The organism is Actinomadura darangshiensis, from assembly GCF_004349235.1.
GTDB lineage: Bacteria > Actinomycetota > Actinomycetes > Streptosporangiales > Streptosporangiaceae > Spirillospora > Spirillospora darangshiensis.
Genome location: NZ_SMKY01000040.1, coordinates 17,492 through 35,517, shown reverse-complemented (window position 1 = coordinate 35,517; position 18,026 = coordinate 17,492). Strand labels below are relative to the sequence as shown.

The window sequence follows — 18,026 nt, the reverse complement described above, 5'->3', positions numbered from 1 at the left end:
AGGTGCGGGTCGTTCAGGTGCGGGTCGCTCAGGTGCGCCAGATGAGGACGAGGGCGCAGTCGTCGTCGCGGGTCGCGGCCATCGTCTCCACCAGTTCGCGGGCGCCGGTGCCGAAGCCCTGCGGGACGAGCCGCTCCGCCTCGCCGAGCAGCCGGTCGATGCCCGCGTCGAGGTCGCTGCCCGGCTGCTCCACCAGCCCGTCGGTGTAGAGGAGCAGCGCGTCGCCGGGGCGCAGCTTCCCCCGCTCGGGGACGCAGTTCAGGTCGGGCACCACCCCGAGGACCACGCCCTTGGCGGAGCCGACCTGCCAGGCGCCGCGGCCCGCGTCGAACTGGACGGCCGGCGGATGCCCCGCCGACTCGACCGTGTACTCGCCCGTCTCCAGGTCGACCGTGACGTGCACCGCAGTGACGAACCCCTCGTCCCACCGCTGGCGCTGCAGGTAGACGTTGCACGCGGGCAGGAAGTGGTCGGGCTGGACCGATCCAAGAAGCCCGCCGAACGCGCCGGACAGCATCAGCGCCCGTGTCCCGGCGTCGGTGCCCTTCCCGGAGACGTCGACCAGCGCGACCTCCAGGTTCTCGCCGTCGGACGCCGACACCACGAAGTCGCCGCCGAACGACGACCCGCCGGCCTGGAGCATGACGACCTGCGTGCCCCAGCCGTCCGGCAGCTCGGGCATCTCGCCGTGCCGCCGCAGCCGGTCGCGCAGCTCCAGCAGCATCGAGTCGCCCCGCAGCCCCTGCACGCCGAGCTGCTGGCGCGTGCGGGCGAGGGTGAGCGCGAGCACCGCGGTGATCGTCAGCGTGGCGATCATGCCGGGACCGATCGCGGCGACGTCCTTCCACGCGTTGTAGGCCGCGATCGCGACCACGACGCCGAGCAGCGCGAGCAGGCTCCGCACCTTCAGCAGCAGCCCGCCGCCCACCACGATCAGCACCAGCGCGCCGGACGGCGCCAGCCCGCGCGACTCGCTGGTGGTGGCGAGCCCGATCACGATCGCCACGACCGCCAGCGCGGCGAAGACGTAGCGCTCCCTGGTCAGCTTGCCGCGCCGGAGCCAGCGGTAGAGCACCACGAGGATCGGGATCCTGCGCAGCACGGCGCGCACCCGCGGTGGAAGAAGCTGCACCAGTCGTTGAAGCATGACTCGGGCACTGTATCGAGCAATGCCCCCGGCCGGTCAGTATCTGCGGGCACCGGTGACGGTCCGCGACGGTCCTGTCACGTGATATCCGGGTAAGGGTGGCTTTGGCGACAGGTGCGGAGAGGAGCGGTCCATGGTTCAGCCGGGCATGCGGATCACGGTGAACGCGGCGATGCGGGCCAGGGACATCTCGCGTCCGCGGCCCGGCGGCGAGGAGCCTCCCGCCGCCGCCCCGGCAGCGGGCCAGGCGCCCGGCCAGGGGGCCGGCAAACCCGGCGAGCCCGCCAAGCGGACCAGGGCCGCCAAGAACGAACGGCGCCGCCTCGGCAAGCGCGGCGGCGCCCGCAAACCCCCGGAGAACGGCCTCTAGGCCGGGCCGGGCTCAGCCCTCGCCCGGCAGCGGGGGCAGCTCTCCGGTGCTCTCGTAGTCGCTGAGCATCTGGATCCGGCGGGTGTGGCGCGGCTCCTTGGAGTAGGACGTCTGGACGAACAGCTCCACGAACCGGGTCGCGGTTCCGAGGTCGTGCTGGCGCGCCCCGATCGCGATGACGTTCGCGTCGTTGTGCTCGCGGGCGAGCGTGGCGGTGTCCTCGTTCCAGACCAGGGCGGCCCGCACGCCCCGGACCTTGTTCGCCGCGATCGCCTCGCCGTTGCCGGAGCCGCCGATCACGATGCCGAGGGTGCCCGGCTCCGCCGCCGTGCGCCGCGCCGCACGCAGGACGAACGGCGGGTAGTCGTCGACGGCGTCGTACTCGAACGCGCCGCAGTCGACGGCCTCATGCCCGTTCTCCTTCAGCCAGGAGACCAGGTGCTCCTTCAGCTCGAAGCCGGCATGGTCGGATCCAAGAAACACGCGCATGCGCCCGATTCTCGCAGGCCCCGGGAGCGTGCGCGCGCGTGGGTCAGGTGTCGTCGCCGTCCCGCTTGCGGTCGATGATCGTCCGGTCGGCGAGATCGAGGTCGTCGTCCTCGGGGGTGTCCTGCGGCTCGTCCTCGGGGGCGTCCTCGGCGTCGTCGGCGTCGTCCTCGGTGGCCTCGTCCTTCGGAGGCTCGTCCTGCTCCCAGGGCGGGGCGGTGGCGGGCTGCTCCTGCGGCGGCGCGGACGGCTGCTGCGGGACGGGCGGCGCCCCGAACTGCGCCGGCTGTCCCGGCTGCTGCGGTTGCCCCGGCTGCTGCGGCTGTCCCGGCTGCTGCGGGACGGGTGCGGCGCCCCACCCGGGCTGCTGCGGCTGCCCCTGCGGCGGCACGTAAGGGACGGCCGACGGGTGCTGCTGCATGGGCTGCTGCTGGTAGGGCTGCTGCATCTGCTGTTGCTGGGGCATCTGCTGCGGGTAGGGCTGCTGCTGCATCGGCATGCCCCGCTGCTGCGCCGCGTACGGCTGCGGCTGCCCGAAGGGCTGGGACTGCGGGCCGCCCTCGCGAGGACGGGTGACCATGAGGCCGCCCAGTGCGCCCAGCCCCGCGATCCAGCCGAACGCCAGGCCGAAGGACGCCCCCTGGGCGATCGTGGAGAAGGTGGTCCGGCTCAGCCCGCCGGGCAGGTCGAGCGCCCAGTACGTCAGGGGGCCGGCCACCAGCCCGGACACGCCGCCCGCGACGACCGTGGCCCACCAGCCCGTGATGACCGCGCCGAACGGGGAGCGGCTCGGGTCCGCCAGCCGGGCGCCGGCCACGACGAGCAGGATCAGGACCACGAAGAACACCAGCAGGCTCAAGTCGTCCGACAGGACGAACTTCCATTCCATTCCGCCACGCGGCGTGAACCGCCAGGCGAGCAGGAACAGCCACGACACCAGCGGGCCGATGCCGTCGCTGAGCGAGAACCCGCTCTTCTGGATCGCGTCGATGACCCATTGGTTGCCGAAGAGCACGGCGAGGACCGCCAGGGGAACCACCGCGCCGCCCGTCATCGCGAGCATCCGCCGCATCGTCATGGCGGGCAGAGTAGTGCCGATTCGTCTCCGCCGGTAGGTCCTGCGCTACCCGGAGTAGGCGGCGTCCGCCGCGCCGGGGAAGTGGAAGTCAAGGTCGACCTGCGCTTCGAGGTCCTCCCCCGCCGCCCGGCTGGCCCAGGCGCGCGCGTTCTTGACGTGGAACTCGACGGCCTGCCGCTGGAACCGGTCCCAGTCCTTGACGCGCCCGTCCACCTCGGCGCGCATGCGGTCGAGGGCGGCGGCGTTGCCGTCCTCCAGCACGGCGCCGTGCCGGCCCTGCTCCAGCGCCCGGACGGCGGCGGACTGGCCGAGCCAGGTCAGCAGGTCGTCGCCGACGTGCTCGCGCAGGTAGGCGACGTCCTCCTCGGACTGCACCTTGTTGCCGACGACGCGGATGGCGACGTCGTAGTCGCGGGCGTACTCGGTGTACTGCCGGTAGACGCCGACGCCCTTGCGGGTGGGCTCGGCGACCAGGAACATCAGGTCGAACCGCGTGAAGAGCCCGGACGCGAACGTGTCGGCGCCGGCGGTCATGTCGACGACGACGTACTCGCCGGGGCCGTCCACGAGGTGGTTGAGGTACAGCTCGACCGCGCCGGTCTTGGAGTGGTAGCAGGCCACGCCCAGGTCGTCGTCGTTGAACGGGCCGGTGGCGAGCAGCGTGACGCCGTCGACCTCCTGGCCCGCCTCGTGGAAGGGGTCGTCGCCGCGGAAGCGCAGCAGCCGCGAGCCGGCGCCCGGCGGGGTGGTCTTGGCCATCGCGGACGCCGAGGAGATCCGGGGGTTGGCGCCGCGCAGGTGCTCCTTGAGCTCGGTGAGCCGGTCGCCGAGCGCGGGGATCTTGGCGGCGCGGGCGTCGTCGAGGCCGAGCGCGACGCCGAGGTGCTGGTTGATGTCGGCGTCGATGGCCACCACCGGCAGCCCGCGCCCGGCCAGGTGCCGGACGAACAGCGACGACAGGGTGGTCTTGCCGCTGCCGCCCTTGCCGACGAACGCAACCTTCACGAAAGCCCTCATTTCGGATATGAAAACCGTTACCAGTGTCAGGGCATCGAGTCTTGCGGAGCGGGCCGGGCGAGGCAAGCGGAACGGCCGAACAGGCCGCGAATCAGGAAACGGCGGCGGCCGGGTCGAAGCCGAAGGGGAGCTCCAGCCGGTGCGCGGCGAGCAGGTCCGCGTCCATGAGGAGGTCGCGGGTGGGACGGTCGGCCGTGATGACGCCGCCCGACAGGATGACCGACCGCGGGCACAGCTCGGCCGCGTACGGGAGGTCGTGCGTGACCATCAGGACCGTCACGTCCAGGCTCAGCAGGATCTCGGCCAGCTCGCGGCGGCTGGCCGGGTCCAGGTTGGAGGACGGCTCGTCCAGCACGAGGATCTCCGGCTCCATCGCCAGCACGGTGGCGACGGCGACGCGGCGGCGCTGCCCGAAGCTGAGGTGCTGCGGCGGGCGGTCGGCGACGTCCAGCATGCCGACGCGGGCGAGCGCGTCGCGCACCCGGCGGTCCAGCTCGGCCCCGCGCAGGCCGAGGTTGGCGGGACCGAACGCGACGTCCTCGCGGACGGTCGGCATGAACAGCTGGTCGTCGGGATCCTGGAACACGATGCCGACGCGGCGGCGGATCTCCCGCAGCGCCTTCTTGTCCTTCGGGTCGACCGCGAGGCCGCCGACCCTGACCTCGCCCAGCCCGCCGTGCAGGATGCCGTTCAGGTGCAGGACGAGCGTGGTCTTCCCGGCGCCGTTCGGCCCGAGCAGGGCGACGCGCTCCCCGCGCCCGATCGTCAGGTCGACGCCGTAGAGCGCCTGCGTGCCGTCGGGATAGGCGTAGGCCAAGCCCTGCACTTCGAGAGACGGCACTTTTGGGGACGGGGTCATGGCGCCATCCAAGCAGCCAGCACGACGAGCGCGGCGGCCGCGGGCAGCGCGGCGGCCACCGCCCACTGGACGCCGGTCGCGCCCACGTCGTGCATGACGGGCATGCGCCCGTCGTAGCCGCGGCTCAGCATGGCCAGGTGGACCCGCTCGCCCCGCTCGTACGACCGCAGGAACAGCGCCCCGACCGACTTGGCGAGCACGCCAGTCGCGCGGATGTCGCGCGCCTCGAACCCGCGGGACGCCCGCGCCACCCTCATCCGTCCCAGCTCGGCCGTGACGACGTCGCCGTACCGCAGCATGAACGTGGCGATCTGCGTGATGAGCTGCGGCATCTTCAGCCGCTCGATGCCGAGCAGCAGCAGCCGCGGCTCGGTGGTCGCGGCCAGCAGGATCGACGCGACGACGCCGAGGGTGCCCTTGGCGAGGATGTTCCAGGCGCCCCACAGCCCGCTCTCGCTCAGCCGCAGCCCCAGCACGGTGATCTTCTCGCCGTTCGCGACGAACGGCATCAGGAACGCGAACGCGACGAACGGCACCTCGATGACGATCCGCCGGGCGACCGTCCCGAACGGGACGCGGGCCGCCGCGGTGACGGCCGCGAGCAGCAGCGCGTACACGCCGAACGCCCAGATCCGCTCGCGCGGCGTGGCGACGACCAGGAGCACGAACGCAAGGACCGCGACGAGCTTGCACTGCGGCGGCAGCCGGTGCACCGGAGAGGCGCCCGGCAGGTAGAGCCGGTGCGCGTGGCCCGCGCCCATCAGGCCTTCCGGGACGTCTCGGACGGCACCTTCTCGTCCTGCTCCGCAGCCGGGTCCGCGCCGGCGGAGCCGCGCCGCCGGACGCCCCAGAACAGTCCCCCGCCGACGAGCAGGACGACGCCGACGCCGATCAGCCCGGACAGCCCGCCGGACAGCCGCGCGTTGTCGATCCCCTTGACGCCGTAGTCGCCGAACGGCGAGTCCTTGAGCGAGTGGTTTTTCTCCTTGGCGCTGATGCCCTTGTCGGACGCGACCTTCTCCAGGCCGTCCGGGTTGGAGCTGGCGTAGTAGCTGACGACCCCGGCCAGGATGAGCGACACGAGCAGGAACCCGGCGAAGAAGCGCTTGCTGGTCATCGTGTCTCCTCTCAGGCCCGCGACGGCCGCGGTTCGGCGGTGTTCTGCTCGGCCTTGCGCAGTTCCAGTGGCTTCAGCAGCCCGCGCGCCCCGTACACGAGGTCCGGCCGGACGGCGAGCACGCTCGACACGGTCACGGCGGTGATGAGGGCCTCGCCGATCCCGATGAGCACGTGCACGCCGATCATGGCGGCGGCGACCTTGCCGATCGAGACGTCCGCCGTCCCGCCGAGCGCGTAGATCAGCGTGAACACGACGGCCGCGGCCGGGACCGAGACGACGGCCGCCACGAACGACGCCCCCGACACCGACGCCCGGGTCTTGGGCAGCACCCGCAGCAGCAACCGGAACAACCCGTACCCGACCACGACGGTGGTGAGCGCCATCGTTGTGACGTTGACACCCAGCGCGGTCAGGCCACCGTCAGCGAACAGAAGGGCCTGCATCAGGAGGACGACAGAGACGCACAAGATGCCGGTATATGGCCCGACGAGAATCGCGGCGAGCGTCCCGCCGAGCAGGTGCCCGCTCGTCCCGGACGCGACCGGGAAGTTGAGCATCTGCGCGGCGAACACGAACGCGGCGGTCAGCCCGGCCAGCGGCGCGGTGCGGTCGTCCAGCTCCCGCCGGGCGCCGCGCAGCGCGATCCCGACCCCGGCCACCGCGACCGCGCCCGCCGCGATCGACACCGGCGCATCGATGAATCCGTCCGGTACGTGCACGTCCCTCACCGTCCTACCCGTTCCAAGCGATAGGGCCAGTTTGACGGCGCAAGGCAAGTAGTTGCAACTATGTCGCAACTACCTACCCGGTGCGATACCTCTTCCTGCCCCGGTCAGTCGAAGATCGGGTCGCGGGTCCTCGTGCGCTTGAGCTCGAAGAATCCGTCGGTGGAGGCCACCGCGAGGACGCCGTCCCAGAGTTTGGCGGCGGCTTCGCCGCGCGGGATCGGGGTGACGACCGGGCCGAAGAAGGCGTGCCCCTCGACCTCGATCACCGGGGTGCCGACCTCCTGGCCGACGCGGTCGATGCCGTCCTTGTGGGAGGCCCGCAGGGCGGTGTCGTAGTCGGTGGAGCCGGCGGCGTCGGCGAGGGCCGGGTCGAGGCCCGCGGCGGTCAGCGCCTCCTCGAAGAACTCCCGGTCGAACTTGCGGCGGTCGTGGTGGCGGCGGGTGCCGAGCTCGGTGTAGAGGCGTGCGAGCACCTCGGAGCCGTACTTCTGCTCGGCGGCGATGCACACGCGGACCGGGCCCCAGGCTTCGGCGAGCCCCTTGCGGTACTCCTCGGGGACGTCCTTGTCCTCGTTGAGGACGGAGAGGCTCATCACGTGCCAGCGCACCTCGATCGGGCGCAGCTTCTCGACCTCGAGGATCCAGCGGGAGGTGATCCACGCCCAGGGGCACAGCGGGTCGAACCAGAAGTCCACCGGGGTCGGGGCGTCCTTGGACATGTCGTCTCCTAGCGCATGGAACACGGGTTACTGAATCGACAACCGGGGCGTGCCCGTCCCGATTCCCGGCGGCGCGAGGCGACCGAAGGCCGTGCCGGGGCGGACCGCGGCGGCGTCCGGTTGGTAGACATGGGGGCACCAAGCGATTAAGCCGACCAAGGAGTTCATGTGGCAGGCAACCTCACGCGCGACGAGGCGCGGGAACGGGCCAGGCTGCTCACCGTCGAGTCGTACACGGTCGACCTCGATCTCACGACCGGTGAGGAGCGGTTCGGTTCCACCACCGTTGTCAGGTTCGCGAGCGCCGAGGCCGGTGCGGACACCTTCATCGACCTGCACGGCGCGGTCGTCCGGGAGGTGACGCTGAACGGGAAGGCCCTGGACGCGGCGTCCTACGACGCGGAGAAGGGCCGGGTCCCGCTGCCGGGCGTGGCCGCGGAGAACGAACTCCGTGTCGTGGCCGACTGCGAGTACTCGCGGTCGGGTGAGGGCCTGCACCGGTTCGTGGACCCGGTCGACGGCGGCGTGTACCTGTACTCGCAGTTCGAGACGGCCGACGCGCACCGCATGTACACCTGCTTCGACCAGCCCGACCTGAAGGCGGCCTTCGAGCTGACGGTGAAGGCGCCGGAGGACTGGGAGGTCGTCACCAACGAGGCGGCCGAGTCCGCCAAGGGCGGCACCTGGCACTTCCCGCCGACGCCGCAGATCTCCACCTACATCACCGCGCTCATCGCCGGGCCGTACCACGTGGTCCGGGACGAGTACCGCCGCGAGGACGGCACCGTCATCCCGCTCGGCGTGTACTGCCGGGCGTCCCTCGCCGAGCACCTCGACGCCCCCGCCATCGTGGACGTGACGCGGCAGGGGTTCGGCTACTTCGAGAAGGTCTTCGGCCGCCCGTACCCGTTCTCCAAGTACGACCAGCTGTTCGTCCCCGAGTTCAACGCGGGCGCGATGGAGAACGCGGGCGCGGTGACGTTCCTGGAGGACTACGTCTTCCGGTCGCGGGTCACGGACGCGTCCTACGAGCGGCGCGCCGAGACGATCCTGCACGAGATGGCGCACATGTGGTTCGGCGACCTCGTCACCATGCGCTGGTGGGACGACCTGTGGCTGAACGAGTCGTTCGCCACGTACATGAGCGTCCTGTGCCAGGAGCAGGCCACCAAGTGGAAGGGCTCGTGGACGACGTTCGCGAACCTGGAGAAGGCGTGGGCGTACCGGCAGGACCAGCTCCCGTCGACGCACCCGATCTCCGCCGACATCCCCGACATCCGCGCGGTGGAGGTGAACTTCGACGGGATCACCTACGCGAAGGGCGCGTCCGTCCTGAAGCAGCTCGTGGCCTATGTCGGCCTCGACAACTTCCTTGAGGGCGTGCGGGCCTACTTCGACCAGCACGCGTGGGGAAACACCGTCCTCACGGACCTGCTGGGCGCGCTGGAGGAGCGGTCCGGCCGCGACCTGGCGTCGTGGTCGAAGGAGTGGCTGGAGACCGCCGGCGTCAACACGATGCGCCCGGAGTACGAGGTGGACGGCAACGGCGACTTCACGTCGTTCGCGGTCCGGCAGGAGGCCAAGGCCGACTACCCGACGCTGCGTTCGCACCGTCTCGCGATCGGGCTGTACGACCGGACGGGGGACGGGCTCGTCCGGCGTGAGCGGGTCGAGCTGGACGTGGTCGGCGCCCGCACCGAGGTTCCGCAGCTCGTCGGCAAGAAGCGGCCCGACCTCGTGCTGGTCAACGACGACGACCTCACCTACGCCAAGGTCCGGCTCGACGAGCACTCGCTGACGACGCTGATCGAGCACATCGGCGAGGTCAAGGACAGCCTGCCGCGCGCCCTGTGCTGGTCGGCGGCGTGGGACATGACGCGGGACGCCGAGATGGCGACCCGCGACTACGTCCGGCTCGTCGCGAAGGGCATCCGCGGCGTCACCGACATCTCGGTCACGCAGACGCTGCTGCGGCAGGCGCGCACCGCCGTCCAGCAGTACGCGGACCCGGCCTGGCGCAAGGAGGGCCTGGCCCTGCTTGCGGACACCCTCGCGGAACTGGCCCGCGAGGCCGAGCCCGGCTCGGACCTCCAGCTGGCCTACACGCAGGCGTTCACCGCGTCCGCCGTCAGCGACGAGCACCTGGCGTTCGTGCAGGGCCTCCTGGACGGCTCGCAGGTCCTCGACGGCCTCACGGTCGACACCGACCTGCGCTGGTCGCTGCTGCGCCGCCTCGTCGTCACCGGCAAGGCGGCCGAGGCCGAGATCGACGCCGAGCACGAGCGGGACAGGACGGCCGCCGGCGAGCGGCACGCCGCCGCCTGCAAGGCCGCGGTCCCGTCGGCCGGCGCGAAGGCGAGCGCGTGGGAGCGGGTCGTCGCCGGCGATCTCCCCAACGCGGTCTACCGGGCGACGCTGGGCGGCTTCGTCGACCCCGACCGCCCCGACCTGCTCCTGCCCTACGTCGACCGGTACTTCGCCGAGATCGGACGCGTATGGAAGGAGTGGACCAGCGACATGTCCCAGACGTTCGCCGAGGTCGCCTACCCCTTCCTGGTGATCGAGCAGTCCACGATCGACCGCACCGAGGCGTACATCGCCGACGAGAAGCCGCCCGCGGCGCTCACCCGGCTGCTGTCGGAGGGACGCGACGGCGTCGCGCGGGCCCTGCGCGCCCGCGCGAAGGACGCCACGGCGTCCTGACCCTGTCCTGACACTGTCCACAGGCCCCGTGACCGTGCGATCGTTGCATGGTCACGGGGAGGGGACGGCGTGGAGACGGCTCGGGACGTTCTGACGGCACTGGCGCGGCGGTACGCGTTCGGTGACCTGGAGGCGCTGATCACGCAGGGCACCCTGGCCGCGGACGGCCGGGCCACCGCGGTCGCCGCGCTGTGCGCGTTCGGGCAGCGCGTCCTCGACCTCGACGCCGAGGACTTCGGCATGCCCGAGGACGTCGGGGAGGTCCCGCCGGACCTGCTGGACCGGGCGCGGGCCAGCCGCATGCCGCAGGCGCCCCGGGAACGTCCCCGCGGGGCGCTCGCCAGCCTGCGGCCCGCCTACTCCCTCCTGCTGGAGGTCATCGCGATCCGCTGGCACCGGCGGGACATGGCCGCGCTCGTCGCCGCCGTCCACATCGCCAGCGAGTACCTGCCGATGCTCGCGTGGGAGCCCGTCCTCGGGCACCCGGGCGACCCGGCGCTGATCGCGGCGGCGGTGGGCGGCGAGGGCAGCCGCTTCGGCGTCCCCGTCGAGCCCGGTACGGCCCGCATGTGCGACCACACCCGCCCGGAGCGGTCCGCCTGCGAGCGGACCCTGCGGGTCGCCAAGGAGCCGGCGCCCGGCTGGCGCGCCTACCTCGACCGGCAGCACAGCCAGGTCGCGTCCGCCCTCGGCGACTGCGCCGCCCGCTGCCGCACCCCCTGCACGGTCGTGACCCGCCTGGACGGCCTCGTCCGCGCCGATCTCCGCGACCGCTGCAGGCTCGCCGCCGACTTCAGTGACAGCGCCCTGGTGAAGCTGCGGCACGCTGCGCCGGTCGGGCACGGCTTCGGGGTGCCGTCCCCGGAGGAGGTCCAGACGGCCTGGACGCGGGCCCGCAAGTCCCTCGCCCACCATCCGCTGGGCAAGTCGGCCCTGGCGGACGCCGACGGCTCCTACCCGCTGCCGGGCCTGCCCGCGCTGTTCTCGGTGATCGCCGCGACCGACCTGCGCCCCGACACGCTGCTCCACGACGTGACGAAGCGGATCACATCGACGCTCGCCTGAACAGGTTGAGCGCGTTCTGGGCCTTCAGGTCGTCCAGGAGGACGGGACGGCCCTCGGCGTCGGCCAGGGGGACGCGCCAGTTGGGGTATTCGTCGGTCGTGCCGGGCTGGTTCTGGGTCCGGCGTTCGCCGACGGCGTCGGCCAGGGAGATGCCGATGAGGCGGGCCGGGGTGCGGGTCAGGAAGTCGTGCAGTGCGGTCACGATCTGCTCGTCGTAGTCGGTGGAGCCGTCCGCCAGCGCCTGCATGACCTGGCCGGGCGGGACGGGGAGCAGGTCCTCCTCGTGGAGGACGGCCAGCCAGCCGGTCAGCTGGCGGCGGTGGTCGTCCTCCTCGTCGGCGCGCGGCCGGGTGAGGAGGTCGAGGCGGTCGCGGAGGTCGATGTGGTCGCCGTGGACGAACCCGGTGATCGGCGGCATGTCGTGGGTGCCGACGGTGGCGAGGGAGAGCTCGCGCCACTGCGCCGGGGGTTTGGGGCGTCCCGCACCGTCGCGTTCGAACCAGAGGAGGGACGTGCCGAGGACGCCGTGGTCGGCCAGCGCCTCGCGGACGTCGGGCTCGACGGTGCCGAGGTCCTCGCCGACGACCACGGCGCCGAACCGCTCGGCCTCCCAGGCCAGGCAGCCGAGCAGGGCGTCCCGGTCATAGCGGACGTAGGTGCCGTCGGCCGGGGACGCGCCCTCCGGCACCCACCAGAGGCGCGAGACCTGCATGGCGTGGTCCAGGCGGATGCCGCCGGCGTGCCGGAGCGCGGCGGCCGCCATCTCGCGGAACGGCCGGTAGCCGTCCAGGGCGAGCGCGCCGGGCCGCCAGGGCTGCTGGCCCCAGTCCTGGCCGCGCTGGTTGAACTCGTCCGGGGGCGCGCCGACGCTCATCCCGGGCGCGTAGGCGGAGCCGTACATCCAGGTGTCGGCGCTGCCGTGCGGGACCCCGACCGCCAGGTCGTGGACGATCCCGACCGGCATCCCGGCGTCCCGCGCCGCCCGCTGCGCGGCCGACAACTGCCCGTCCAGCCGCCACTGGAGCCATTCGTGGAAGTCCGCCCGGCGGTAGTACCCGGCGGCGTCCACCACGCCGTGGTCGTGCGCGTTCCGCAGGTGGGACGGCCAGCGCCGCCAGTCCGTGGTGCCCTGCTCCTCGCTGATCGCACACCACAGGGAGAAGCTCCCGAGCGCCCGCCGCTGGCGCCCGCGGAACTCCTCGAAATCCGGGTCGCGCTCGCGCCGGTGGCGGTACATCACCTCGAAGGCCTCCAGCTTGGCCGCCCACACGGCGTCCCTGTCCAGGAGTCCTTCCTGCGCGCGGAGCTTGGCCGCGAGCGACGCGAGCCGCTCCCGGTCGTCGGCGGGCAGCTCCGCGTACTCCGGCATGTCCTCGATCCGCAGGTAGAGCGGCGAGGGGAAGCGGCGGCTCATCGGCGAGTACGGGGACGGCCCGACCGGCGGGACGGGCTCGGTCGCGTGCAGCGGGTTGACCAGGACGAAGCCCGCGCCCGCCGCCGTGCCGCCCCATGCCGCGAGATCCGCCAGGTCGCGCAGGTCGCCGAGCCCCCAGGACGCGCTCGACCGCACCGAGTACAGCTGCGCCGTCAGCCCCCACAGCCTGGGCGGGGGACGCAGCGCGGCCGGGGCCACGAGCAGCTCCGCGTACTCCGTCCGGGGCCCGCGATGCACGCGCAGGCGGTGCCAGCCGGACGGGACGTCCGCGCGGCCGGCCAGCGGTTCGAAGCCGGGCTCGGGGCGATGGTCGTGCGATGCCAGGACCTCGCCCGCGCCGACCTCGATGTCCGCCTCGGCGTCCCCGCCCAAGTGCTGCCGGAGCGCCGCGAAGACGCGGCCGGTCGTCTCGCCTGCCGCCTGGCGGACAACAACAACCGGTGGCAGCCCCTGGGCGCGTTCCTCGTGACGGTCGAGTTGCGCCTGGACGGTGCCCGGGGTGGAGGCGTCCACTCCGAGCGCCGCCAGGACGGCGACGAGCGTGTCCGGTGAGACGGCCGTCTCCCGCCCGCGCCAGTCCTGGTACCGCGTCGCGACGCCGTGGCGGCCCGCCAGCCTGGTCAGTTCGTCGTCACCCACGCCTGCACCATGCCCGGTGCGGGCGGCGTCACGCCGTCCAGGTCACGCCGTCCAGATCGCGGGCTTGCGGCCGATCCAGGGCCGGGCCTCCTCCAGCTGGGCGGACAGCGAGATGAGCGTGCCCTCCCCGCCGAGACGTCCCGCGAGCATGACGCCGATGGGCAGGCCATCCTCGTTCCAGTGCAGAGGAACGTTCACTGCCGGCTGCCCAGTGATGTTGTACATCGCGCAGAACGGGGTGAAGTGCGTCTGGGCCCGGAAGTTGTCCGCGGGCTCCCGGTCGTGGAAGTACCCGACCGGGACGGGCGGCATCGCCAGCGTCGGGCTCAGGATCGCGTCGAACTCGTCCATCACCGGGAACGCCGCACGCAACGCCCCCTGGAGGGCGGCGTGCGCCTGGAACAGCTGCGGCGCCGACGTCCTGTTGCCGTACTCGCGCAGATGGCGGGTCAGCGGCTGGAGGAGGTGCTCGCTCTCCTCCGGCACCGGCGTCATCGTCGCCATCACGCCCCACAGCGTCGCGAAGTGCGGGACGAGGTCGGGCCCGAGCACCTGCGGCAGCTCCACGATCTCGTGACCCAGCTCCTCCAGGAGCGCCGTCGCGTCCTCGTAGGCGGCGACGCAGTCGGGGTGGACCTCGACGTCCGGGACGGGCGGCTGGAGGCTCCGCGCGATCCGCAGCCGACCCGGTGGCCGATCGACGAAGCCGAGGAACGGCCCTTCGGCGCGCGGCGCCCGGTAGAGGTCGCCGGGCATGTGGCCGGACATGACGTCCAGCATGAGGGCGGCGTCGCGGACGGTCCGGGCGATCGGCCCGTTCGTGGACAGCCCGAAAAGGTCCGGGACGACCGGGCCCTGCGAGATCCGGCCGCGGGTCGGCTTGATCCCGAACAGCCCGCACACGCTGCTCGGGATCCGGATCGAGCCGCCGCCGTCGCTGCCCTGCGCGACCGGCGCCAGCCCGGACGCGACCGCCGCCGCGGCGCCGCCGCTGGAACCGCCCGCCGACCTGGCGGGGTCCCACGGCGTCCGGGCGGGGGGCGACACGGCGCCCTCGGTGTAGCAGGGCAGCCCGAACTCCGGCGTCGACGTCTTGCCGAGCAGCACCGAGCCCGCCCGCGCCAGCTTCGCCACCACGTTGTCGTCGGCGAACCCGGTCAGCTCGGCGAAGGCGGCCGACCCGAAGGTCATCCGGACGCCGTCCACCATGTTCAGGTCCTTGATCGGGACCGGGACGCCGTGCAGCGGCGGCAGCTCCGCCGGGTCCGCCGCGTCCAGCACCGCCTTCTCGGCGCGCCGCGCCTCCTCGCGGGCGCGCTCGGCGGTGACCGTCACATAGGCGCCGACCTGCCCGTCGAGCCGTTCGATACGGGCCAGGTAATGGTCGGCGAGCTCGACCGGCGATACTTCCCTGGTGCGGACGGCCGCCGCCATCCGGGTGGCGCTGAGGTCATGGGTTTGTGTCACGAACCGGAACGGTAGACGCCGTGTGCGCGGGCATCAAAGAGGGCAGAAGGAACAGAGCGGTGGAAGGAGATGAGTACCGGCCTACCCGTCCGTGCCGTAAGTGAGTCACTGTCCCAGGGGCGACAAAAGTATTAACCCGGCATGACTAGTCGCCGACCGGTCCGATGATTACTCTGCGCACGGAGGATCATGCTCCCGACAGATAAGGAATACGGAGCGTCACTCATGGCGATCATGGAGCGGGGCAACACGCAAGGAGCCAGGGCACGGCCCCGGGCCGAATCGGAGGAGACGCGGTCGGAGGAGACCATTGAGCACCAGCACCAGCCTCCGGTGAAGGAGCGCCCCGAGGAGAGCCGCCCCGAGGAGAGCACCGCCGCGGCGCTGCTCGACGACCCCCGCAACCGCCGCTGGATGTGGCGGATCGGCGTGGCCGTCGTCGCCGGCGCCGCCTTCGCGCTCGCGGCGGGCTGGCGGATCGGCCTCGCCGCCGCGATCCTCGTGGTCGTCGGCGACGTCGTCCGGAGCAACCGCAGGAGCTCCACCGTCACCGCCTGGCAGAAGTCGTCGGCGGCCGAACGGCGCACCGAGAAGCAGCTGAAGTCCCTCCAGCGCAACGGCTACCTCGTGCTGCACGCGCGGGCGGTCCCCCGCGACGACGAGGGCGTCAGCGACGGGCGGATCGACCACCTGGTGATCGGGCCGAGCGGCGTGTACGCCATCGACTCCGAGAAGTGGGACAAGCGCCTCCCCGTGCGCACCATGTCCCACCTCAAGCTCTTCCACGGCCCCTTCAACAAGAAGGACCGGCTGGACGAGGCGCGCTGGGAGGCCCAGATGGCGAGCAGCATCATCGGCGAGCGCGTCGGCTTCGACGTGCCGGTGCAGCCGTCCGTGGCGATCTACGGCCCGTCCATCCCGTGGAAGGTCATGCGGGTCAGGGAGGTGGACGTCTACGCGGGCAACCGGGCGCGCTCGTACTTCCGCCGCCGCCCGAAGATCCTCACCGACGGCGACGTCCAGCGCATCTTCCAGGCGGCCGAGAAGGCCCTGCCGCCGAAGTACCCCGAGTAGGACGACCGGGAAGGCGGCCCTCTTTCGCGGGCCGCCGCCCGCAGCGAAGCCGGGACGACGGCGTCCCGGCTTTTTTCATGCCCGCCGCAGGTTGGTAGCATCGGGGGTCACGGACCGGCCCGCGCGCGACCTTCGCTGAGCCGGCGGCAGCGCCGCGACCCGCCGCTGCACACACAGCTTCCAGCGCGACCCGCCCACGCCAGACCCCTGCGCGGCCCGTCGTCCCGGTACGTCACAAGGTTGGAGAACCACCATGCCACCGCTCAGGTCACGCACCGTCACCCACGGCCGGAACATGGCGGGCGCCCGCGCCCTCATGCGCGCCAGCGGCGTCGAACGCGAGGACTTCGGCAAGCCGATCGTCGCGGTGGCCAACAGCTTCACCCAGTTCGTGCCCGGCCACGTCCACCTCGACGAGGTCGGCAAGGTCGTCGCCGGCGCCGTCCGGGAGGCCGGCGGCGTGCCCCGCGAGTTCAACACGATCGCCGTGGACGACGGCATCGCGATGGGCCACGGCGGCATGCTGTACTCGCTGCCGTCCCGCGAGCTGATCGCCGACGCCGTCGAGTACATGGTCAACGCGCACTGCGCCGACGCCCTCGTCTGCGTCTCCAACTGCGACAAGATCACCCCGGGGATGCTGCTGGCCGCGATGCGGCTCAACATCCCGACGGTGTTCGTCTCCGGCGGCCCGATGGAGGCCGGCAAGCCCGTCGAGGGCGTCATGGACGGCAACAAGCTCGACCTGATCGACCCGATGATCGCCTCCGCGGACGAGTCCGTCGCCGACGCCAAGCTCGCCGAGATGGAGGAGAGCGCCTGCCCGACCTGCGGGTCCTGCTCCGGCATGTTCACCGCCAACTCGATGAACTGCCTCACCGAGGCGATCGGGCTGGCGCTGCCCGGCAACGGCACCGTCCTCGCCACCCACACCGCCCGCCGCGACCTCTACGAGAACGCCGGGCGCACCGTCGTCGAGATCGCCAAGCGCTACTACGACGGCGACGACGAGTCGGTCCTGCCGCTGAACATCGCGACGTGGGACGCGTTCGAGAACGCGATGGTGCTCGACGTCGCCATGGGCGGCTCCACCAACACGATCCTGCACCTGCTCGCCGCCGCCACCGAGGCCGGCGTCGAATTCGGCCTCGACGACATCGACGCCGTCTCCCGCCGCGTCCCCTGCATCTGCAAGCTGGCCCCCACGCTGGCCACCTACCACGTCGAGGACTGCCACCGCGCCGGCGGCATCCCCGCCCTGCTCGGCGAGCTGCACCGCGCCGGGCTGCTGAACTCGGACGCGCACTCGATCCACAGCTCGTCCATCGCCGACCTGGTCGCGAAGTGGGACGTCCGGTCCCCCGACGTCCTGCCCGCGGCCGTCGAAATGTTCCACGCGGCGCCCGGCGGTGCCCGCAGCACGTCCGCGTTCAGCCAGAGCAACCGCTGGAAGGACCTCGACCTCGACCGCGCCGGGGGCTGCATCCGCGACGCCGAGCACGCCTACACCACCGACGGCGGACTCGCCGTCCTGCGCGGCAACATCGCCCCCGATGGCGCGATCGTCAAGACCGCGGGCGTCGAGGAGGAGCTCTGGACGTTCAGCGGCCCCGCCGTCGTGTTCGAAAGCCAGGACCAGGCGGCCGAGGGCATCCTCGGCGGCAAGGTCAAGGAGGGCGACGTCGTCGTCATCCGCTACGAGGGCCCGAAGGGCGGCCCCGGCATGCAGGAGATGCTGTACCCGACGAGCTTCCTCAAGGGCCGCGGGCTCGGCAAGGCGTGCGCGCTGATCACCGACGGCCGGTTCTCCGGCGGGACGTCCGGGCTGTCCATCGGGCACGCCTCCCCCGAGGCGGCGGGCGGCGGCATCATCGCCCTCGTCGAGGACGGCGACCGCGTCGTGATCGACATCCCGAACCGGGTGCTGGAGCTGGACGTCCCGGCCGACGAGCTGGAGATCCGCCGGGAGAAGCTGCTCGCCGACCTCGGCGGCTACCGGCCCCGCGACCGGCAGCGCCCGGTGAGCGCCGCCCTGCGCGCCTACGCGGCGATGGCGACGTCCGCGTCCACGGGCGCCGCCCGGGACGTCTCGCAGCTCGACGGCTGAGCATTACCCGGC

16 protein-coding genes are annotated in these 18,026 nt (G+C 72.3%); 5 read left to right on the top strand and 11 right to left on the bottom strand.

Going from position 1 to position 18,026, the window contains the following annotated elements; translation table 11 throughout:
* Positions 1-28 precede the first annotated feature (28 nt).
* Positions 29-1,147 (bottom strand): PP2C family protein-serine/threonine phosphatase, encoded by a 1,119-nt coding sequence (locus tag E1293_RS12035; RefSeq protein WP_132196997.1) that lies wholly within the window; start codon positions 1,145-1,147, stop codon positions 29-31.
* A gap of 133 nt (positions 1,148-1,280) precedes the next feature.
* Between E1293_RS12035 and E1293_RS12030 the strand changes: the two genes are divergently transcribed.
* Positions 1,281-1,517 carry a hypothetical protein gene (locus E1293_RS12030; protein ID WP_132196995.1) on the top strand — a complete coding sequence of 79 codons (237 nt, stop codon included), beginning with the start codon at positions 1,281-1,283 and terminating at the stop codon, positions 1,515-1,517.
* Between the two features lie 12 nt (positions 1,518-1,529).
* Here the strand turns inward: E1293_RS12030 and E1293_RS12025 are convergent, their stop codons facing one another.
* The 8 genes from E1293_RS12025 to E1293_RS11995 all read right to left on the bottom strand — a co-directional run bounded on the left by E1293_RS12025 (position 1,530) and on the right by E1293_RS11995 (position 7,524).
* A complete protein-coding gene (locus E1293_RS12025; RefSeq protein ID WP_132196993.1) occupies positions 1,530-2,006 on the bottom strand; it encodes a ribose-5-phosphate isomerase in 477 nt (158 codons plus the stop codon).
* Positions 2,007-2,049: 43 nt separating this feature from the next.
* Positions 2,050-3,081 (bottom strand): hypothetical protein, encoded by a 1,032-nt coding sequence (locus tag E1293_RS12020; RefSeq protein ID WP_132196991.1) that lies wholly within the window; start codon positions 3,079-3,081, stop codon positions 2,050-2,052.
* 45 nt (positions 3,082-3,126) lie between these two features.
* Positions 3,127-4,086, bottom strand: coding sequence for an ATP-binding protein (locus tag E1293_RS12015; protein ID WP_207938802.1), 960 nt, complete (start codon positions 4,084-4,086; stop codon positions 3,127-3,129).
* Between the two features lie 103 nt (positions 4,087-4,189).
* Entirely contained in the window at positions 4,190-4,957 is a 768-nt protein-coding gene (locus E1293_RS12010) for an energy-coupling factor ABC transporter ATP-binding protein (RefSeq protein WP_132196987.1), read from the bottom strand.
* On the bottom strand, positions 4,954-5,718 hold the full coding sequence (gene cbiQ, locus E1293_RS12005; RefSeq protein WP_132196985.1) for a cobalt ECF transporter T component CbiQ: 765 nt from the start codon (positions 5,716-5,718) through the stop codon (positions 4,954-4,956). Before cbiQ ends, E1293_RS12010 begins: the two co-directional genes overlap by 4 nt.
* Complete coding sequence (locus tag E1293_RS48560; RefSeq protein WP_207938801.1) at positions 5,718-6,074, bottom strand: PDGLE domain-containing protein; 357 nt, start codon at positions 6,072-6,074, stop codon at positions 5,718-5,720. The genes cbiQ and E1293_RS48560 overlap by 1 nt, the downstream gene beginning before the upstream one ends.
* A gap of 11 nt (positions 6,075-6,085) precedes the next feature.
* Positions 6,086-6,796 (bottom strand): energy-coupling factor ABC transporter permease, encoded by a 711-nt coding sequence (locus E1293_RS12000; protein WP_207938800.1) that lies wholly within the window; start codon positions 6,794-6,796, stop codon positions 6,086-6,088.
* Between the two features lie 113 nt (positions 6,797-6,909).
* Complete coding sequence (locus E1293_RS11995; RefSeq protein WP_132196983.1) at positions 6,910-7,524, bottom strand: mycothiol-dependent nitroreductase Rv2466c family protein; 615 nt, start codon at positions 7,522-7,524, stop codon at positions 6,910-6,912.
* Between the two features lie 168 nt (positions 7,525-7,692).
* Between E1293_RS11995 and pepN the strand changes: the two genes are divergently transcribed.
* Together pepN and E1293_RS11985 are read left to right on the top strand one after the other, a co-directional pair.
* On the top strand, positions 7,693-10,227 hold the full coding sequence (gene pepN / locus E1293_RS11990; RefSeq protein ID WP_132196981.1) for an aminopeptidase N: 2,535 nt from the start codon (positions 7,693-7,695) through the stop codon (positions 10,225-10,227).
* Positions 10,228-10,296: 69 nt separating this feature from the next.
* A complete protein-coding gene (locus tag E1293_RS11985; protein WP_132196979.1) occupies positions 10,297-11,292 on the top strand; it encodes a hypothetical protein in 996 nt (331 codons plus the stop codon).
* Here the strand turns inward: E1293_RS11985 and malQ are convergent.
* Both malQ and E1293_RS11975 read right to left on the bottom strand, forming a co-directional pair.
* Complete coding sequence (malQ, locus tag E1293_RS11980) at positions 11,273-13,366, bottom strand: 4-alpha-glucanotransferase (RefSeq protein ID WP_132196977.1); 2,094 nt, start codon at positions 13,364-13,366, stop codon at positions 11,273-11,275. The two genes, E1293_RS11985 and malQ, sit on opposite strands and share 20 nt — an antisense overlap.
* 42 nt (positions 13,367-13,408) lie before the next feature.
* On the bottom strand, positions 13,409-14,833 hold the full coding sequence (locus E1293_RS11975) for an amidase (protein ID WP_132196975.1): 1,425 nt from the start codon (positions 14,831-14,833) through the stop codon (positions 13,409-13,411).
* A 225-nt stretch (positions 14,834-15,058) separates the two neighbouring features.
* Between E1293_RS11975 and E1293_RS11970 the strand changes: the two genes are divergently transcribed.
* Together E1293_RS11970 and ilvD are read left to right on the top strand one after the other, a co-directional pair.
* Positions 15,059-15,907: a nuclease-related domain-containing protein gene (locus tag E1293_RS11970; RefSeq protein ID WP_132196973.1), complete on the top strand. Its 849-nt coding sequence runs from the start codon at positions 15,059-15,061 to the stop codon at positions 15,905-15,907.
* A gap of 253 nt (positions 15,908-16,160) precedes the next feature.
* Complete coding sequence (ilvD, locus tag E1293_RS11965; protein WP_132196971.1) at positions 16,161-18,014, top strand: dihydroxy-acid dehydratase; 1,854 nt, start codon at positions 16,161-16,163, stop codon at positions 18,012-18,014.
* The last annotated feature ends 12 nt before the right edge of the window (positions 18,015-18,026 follow it).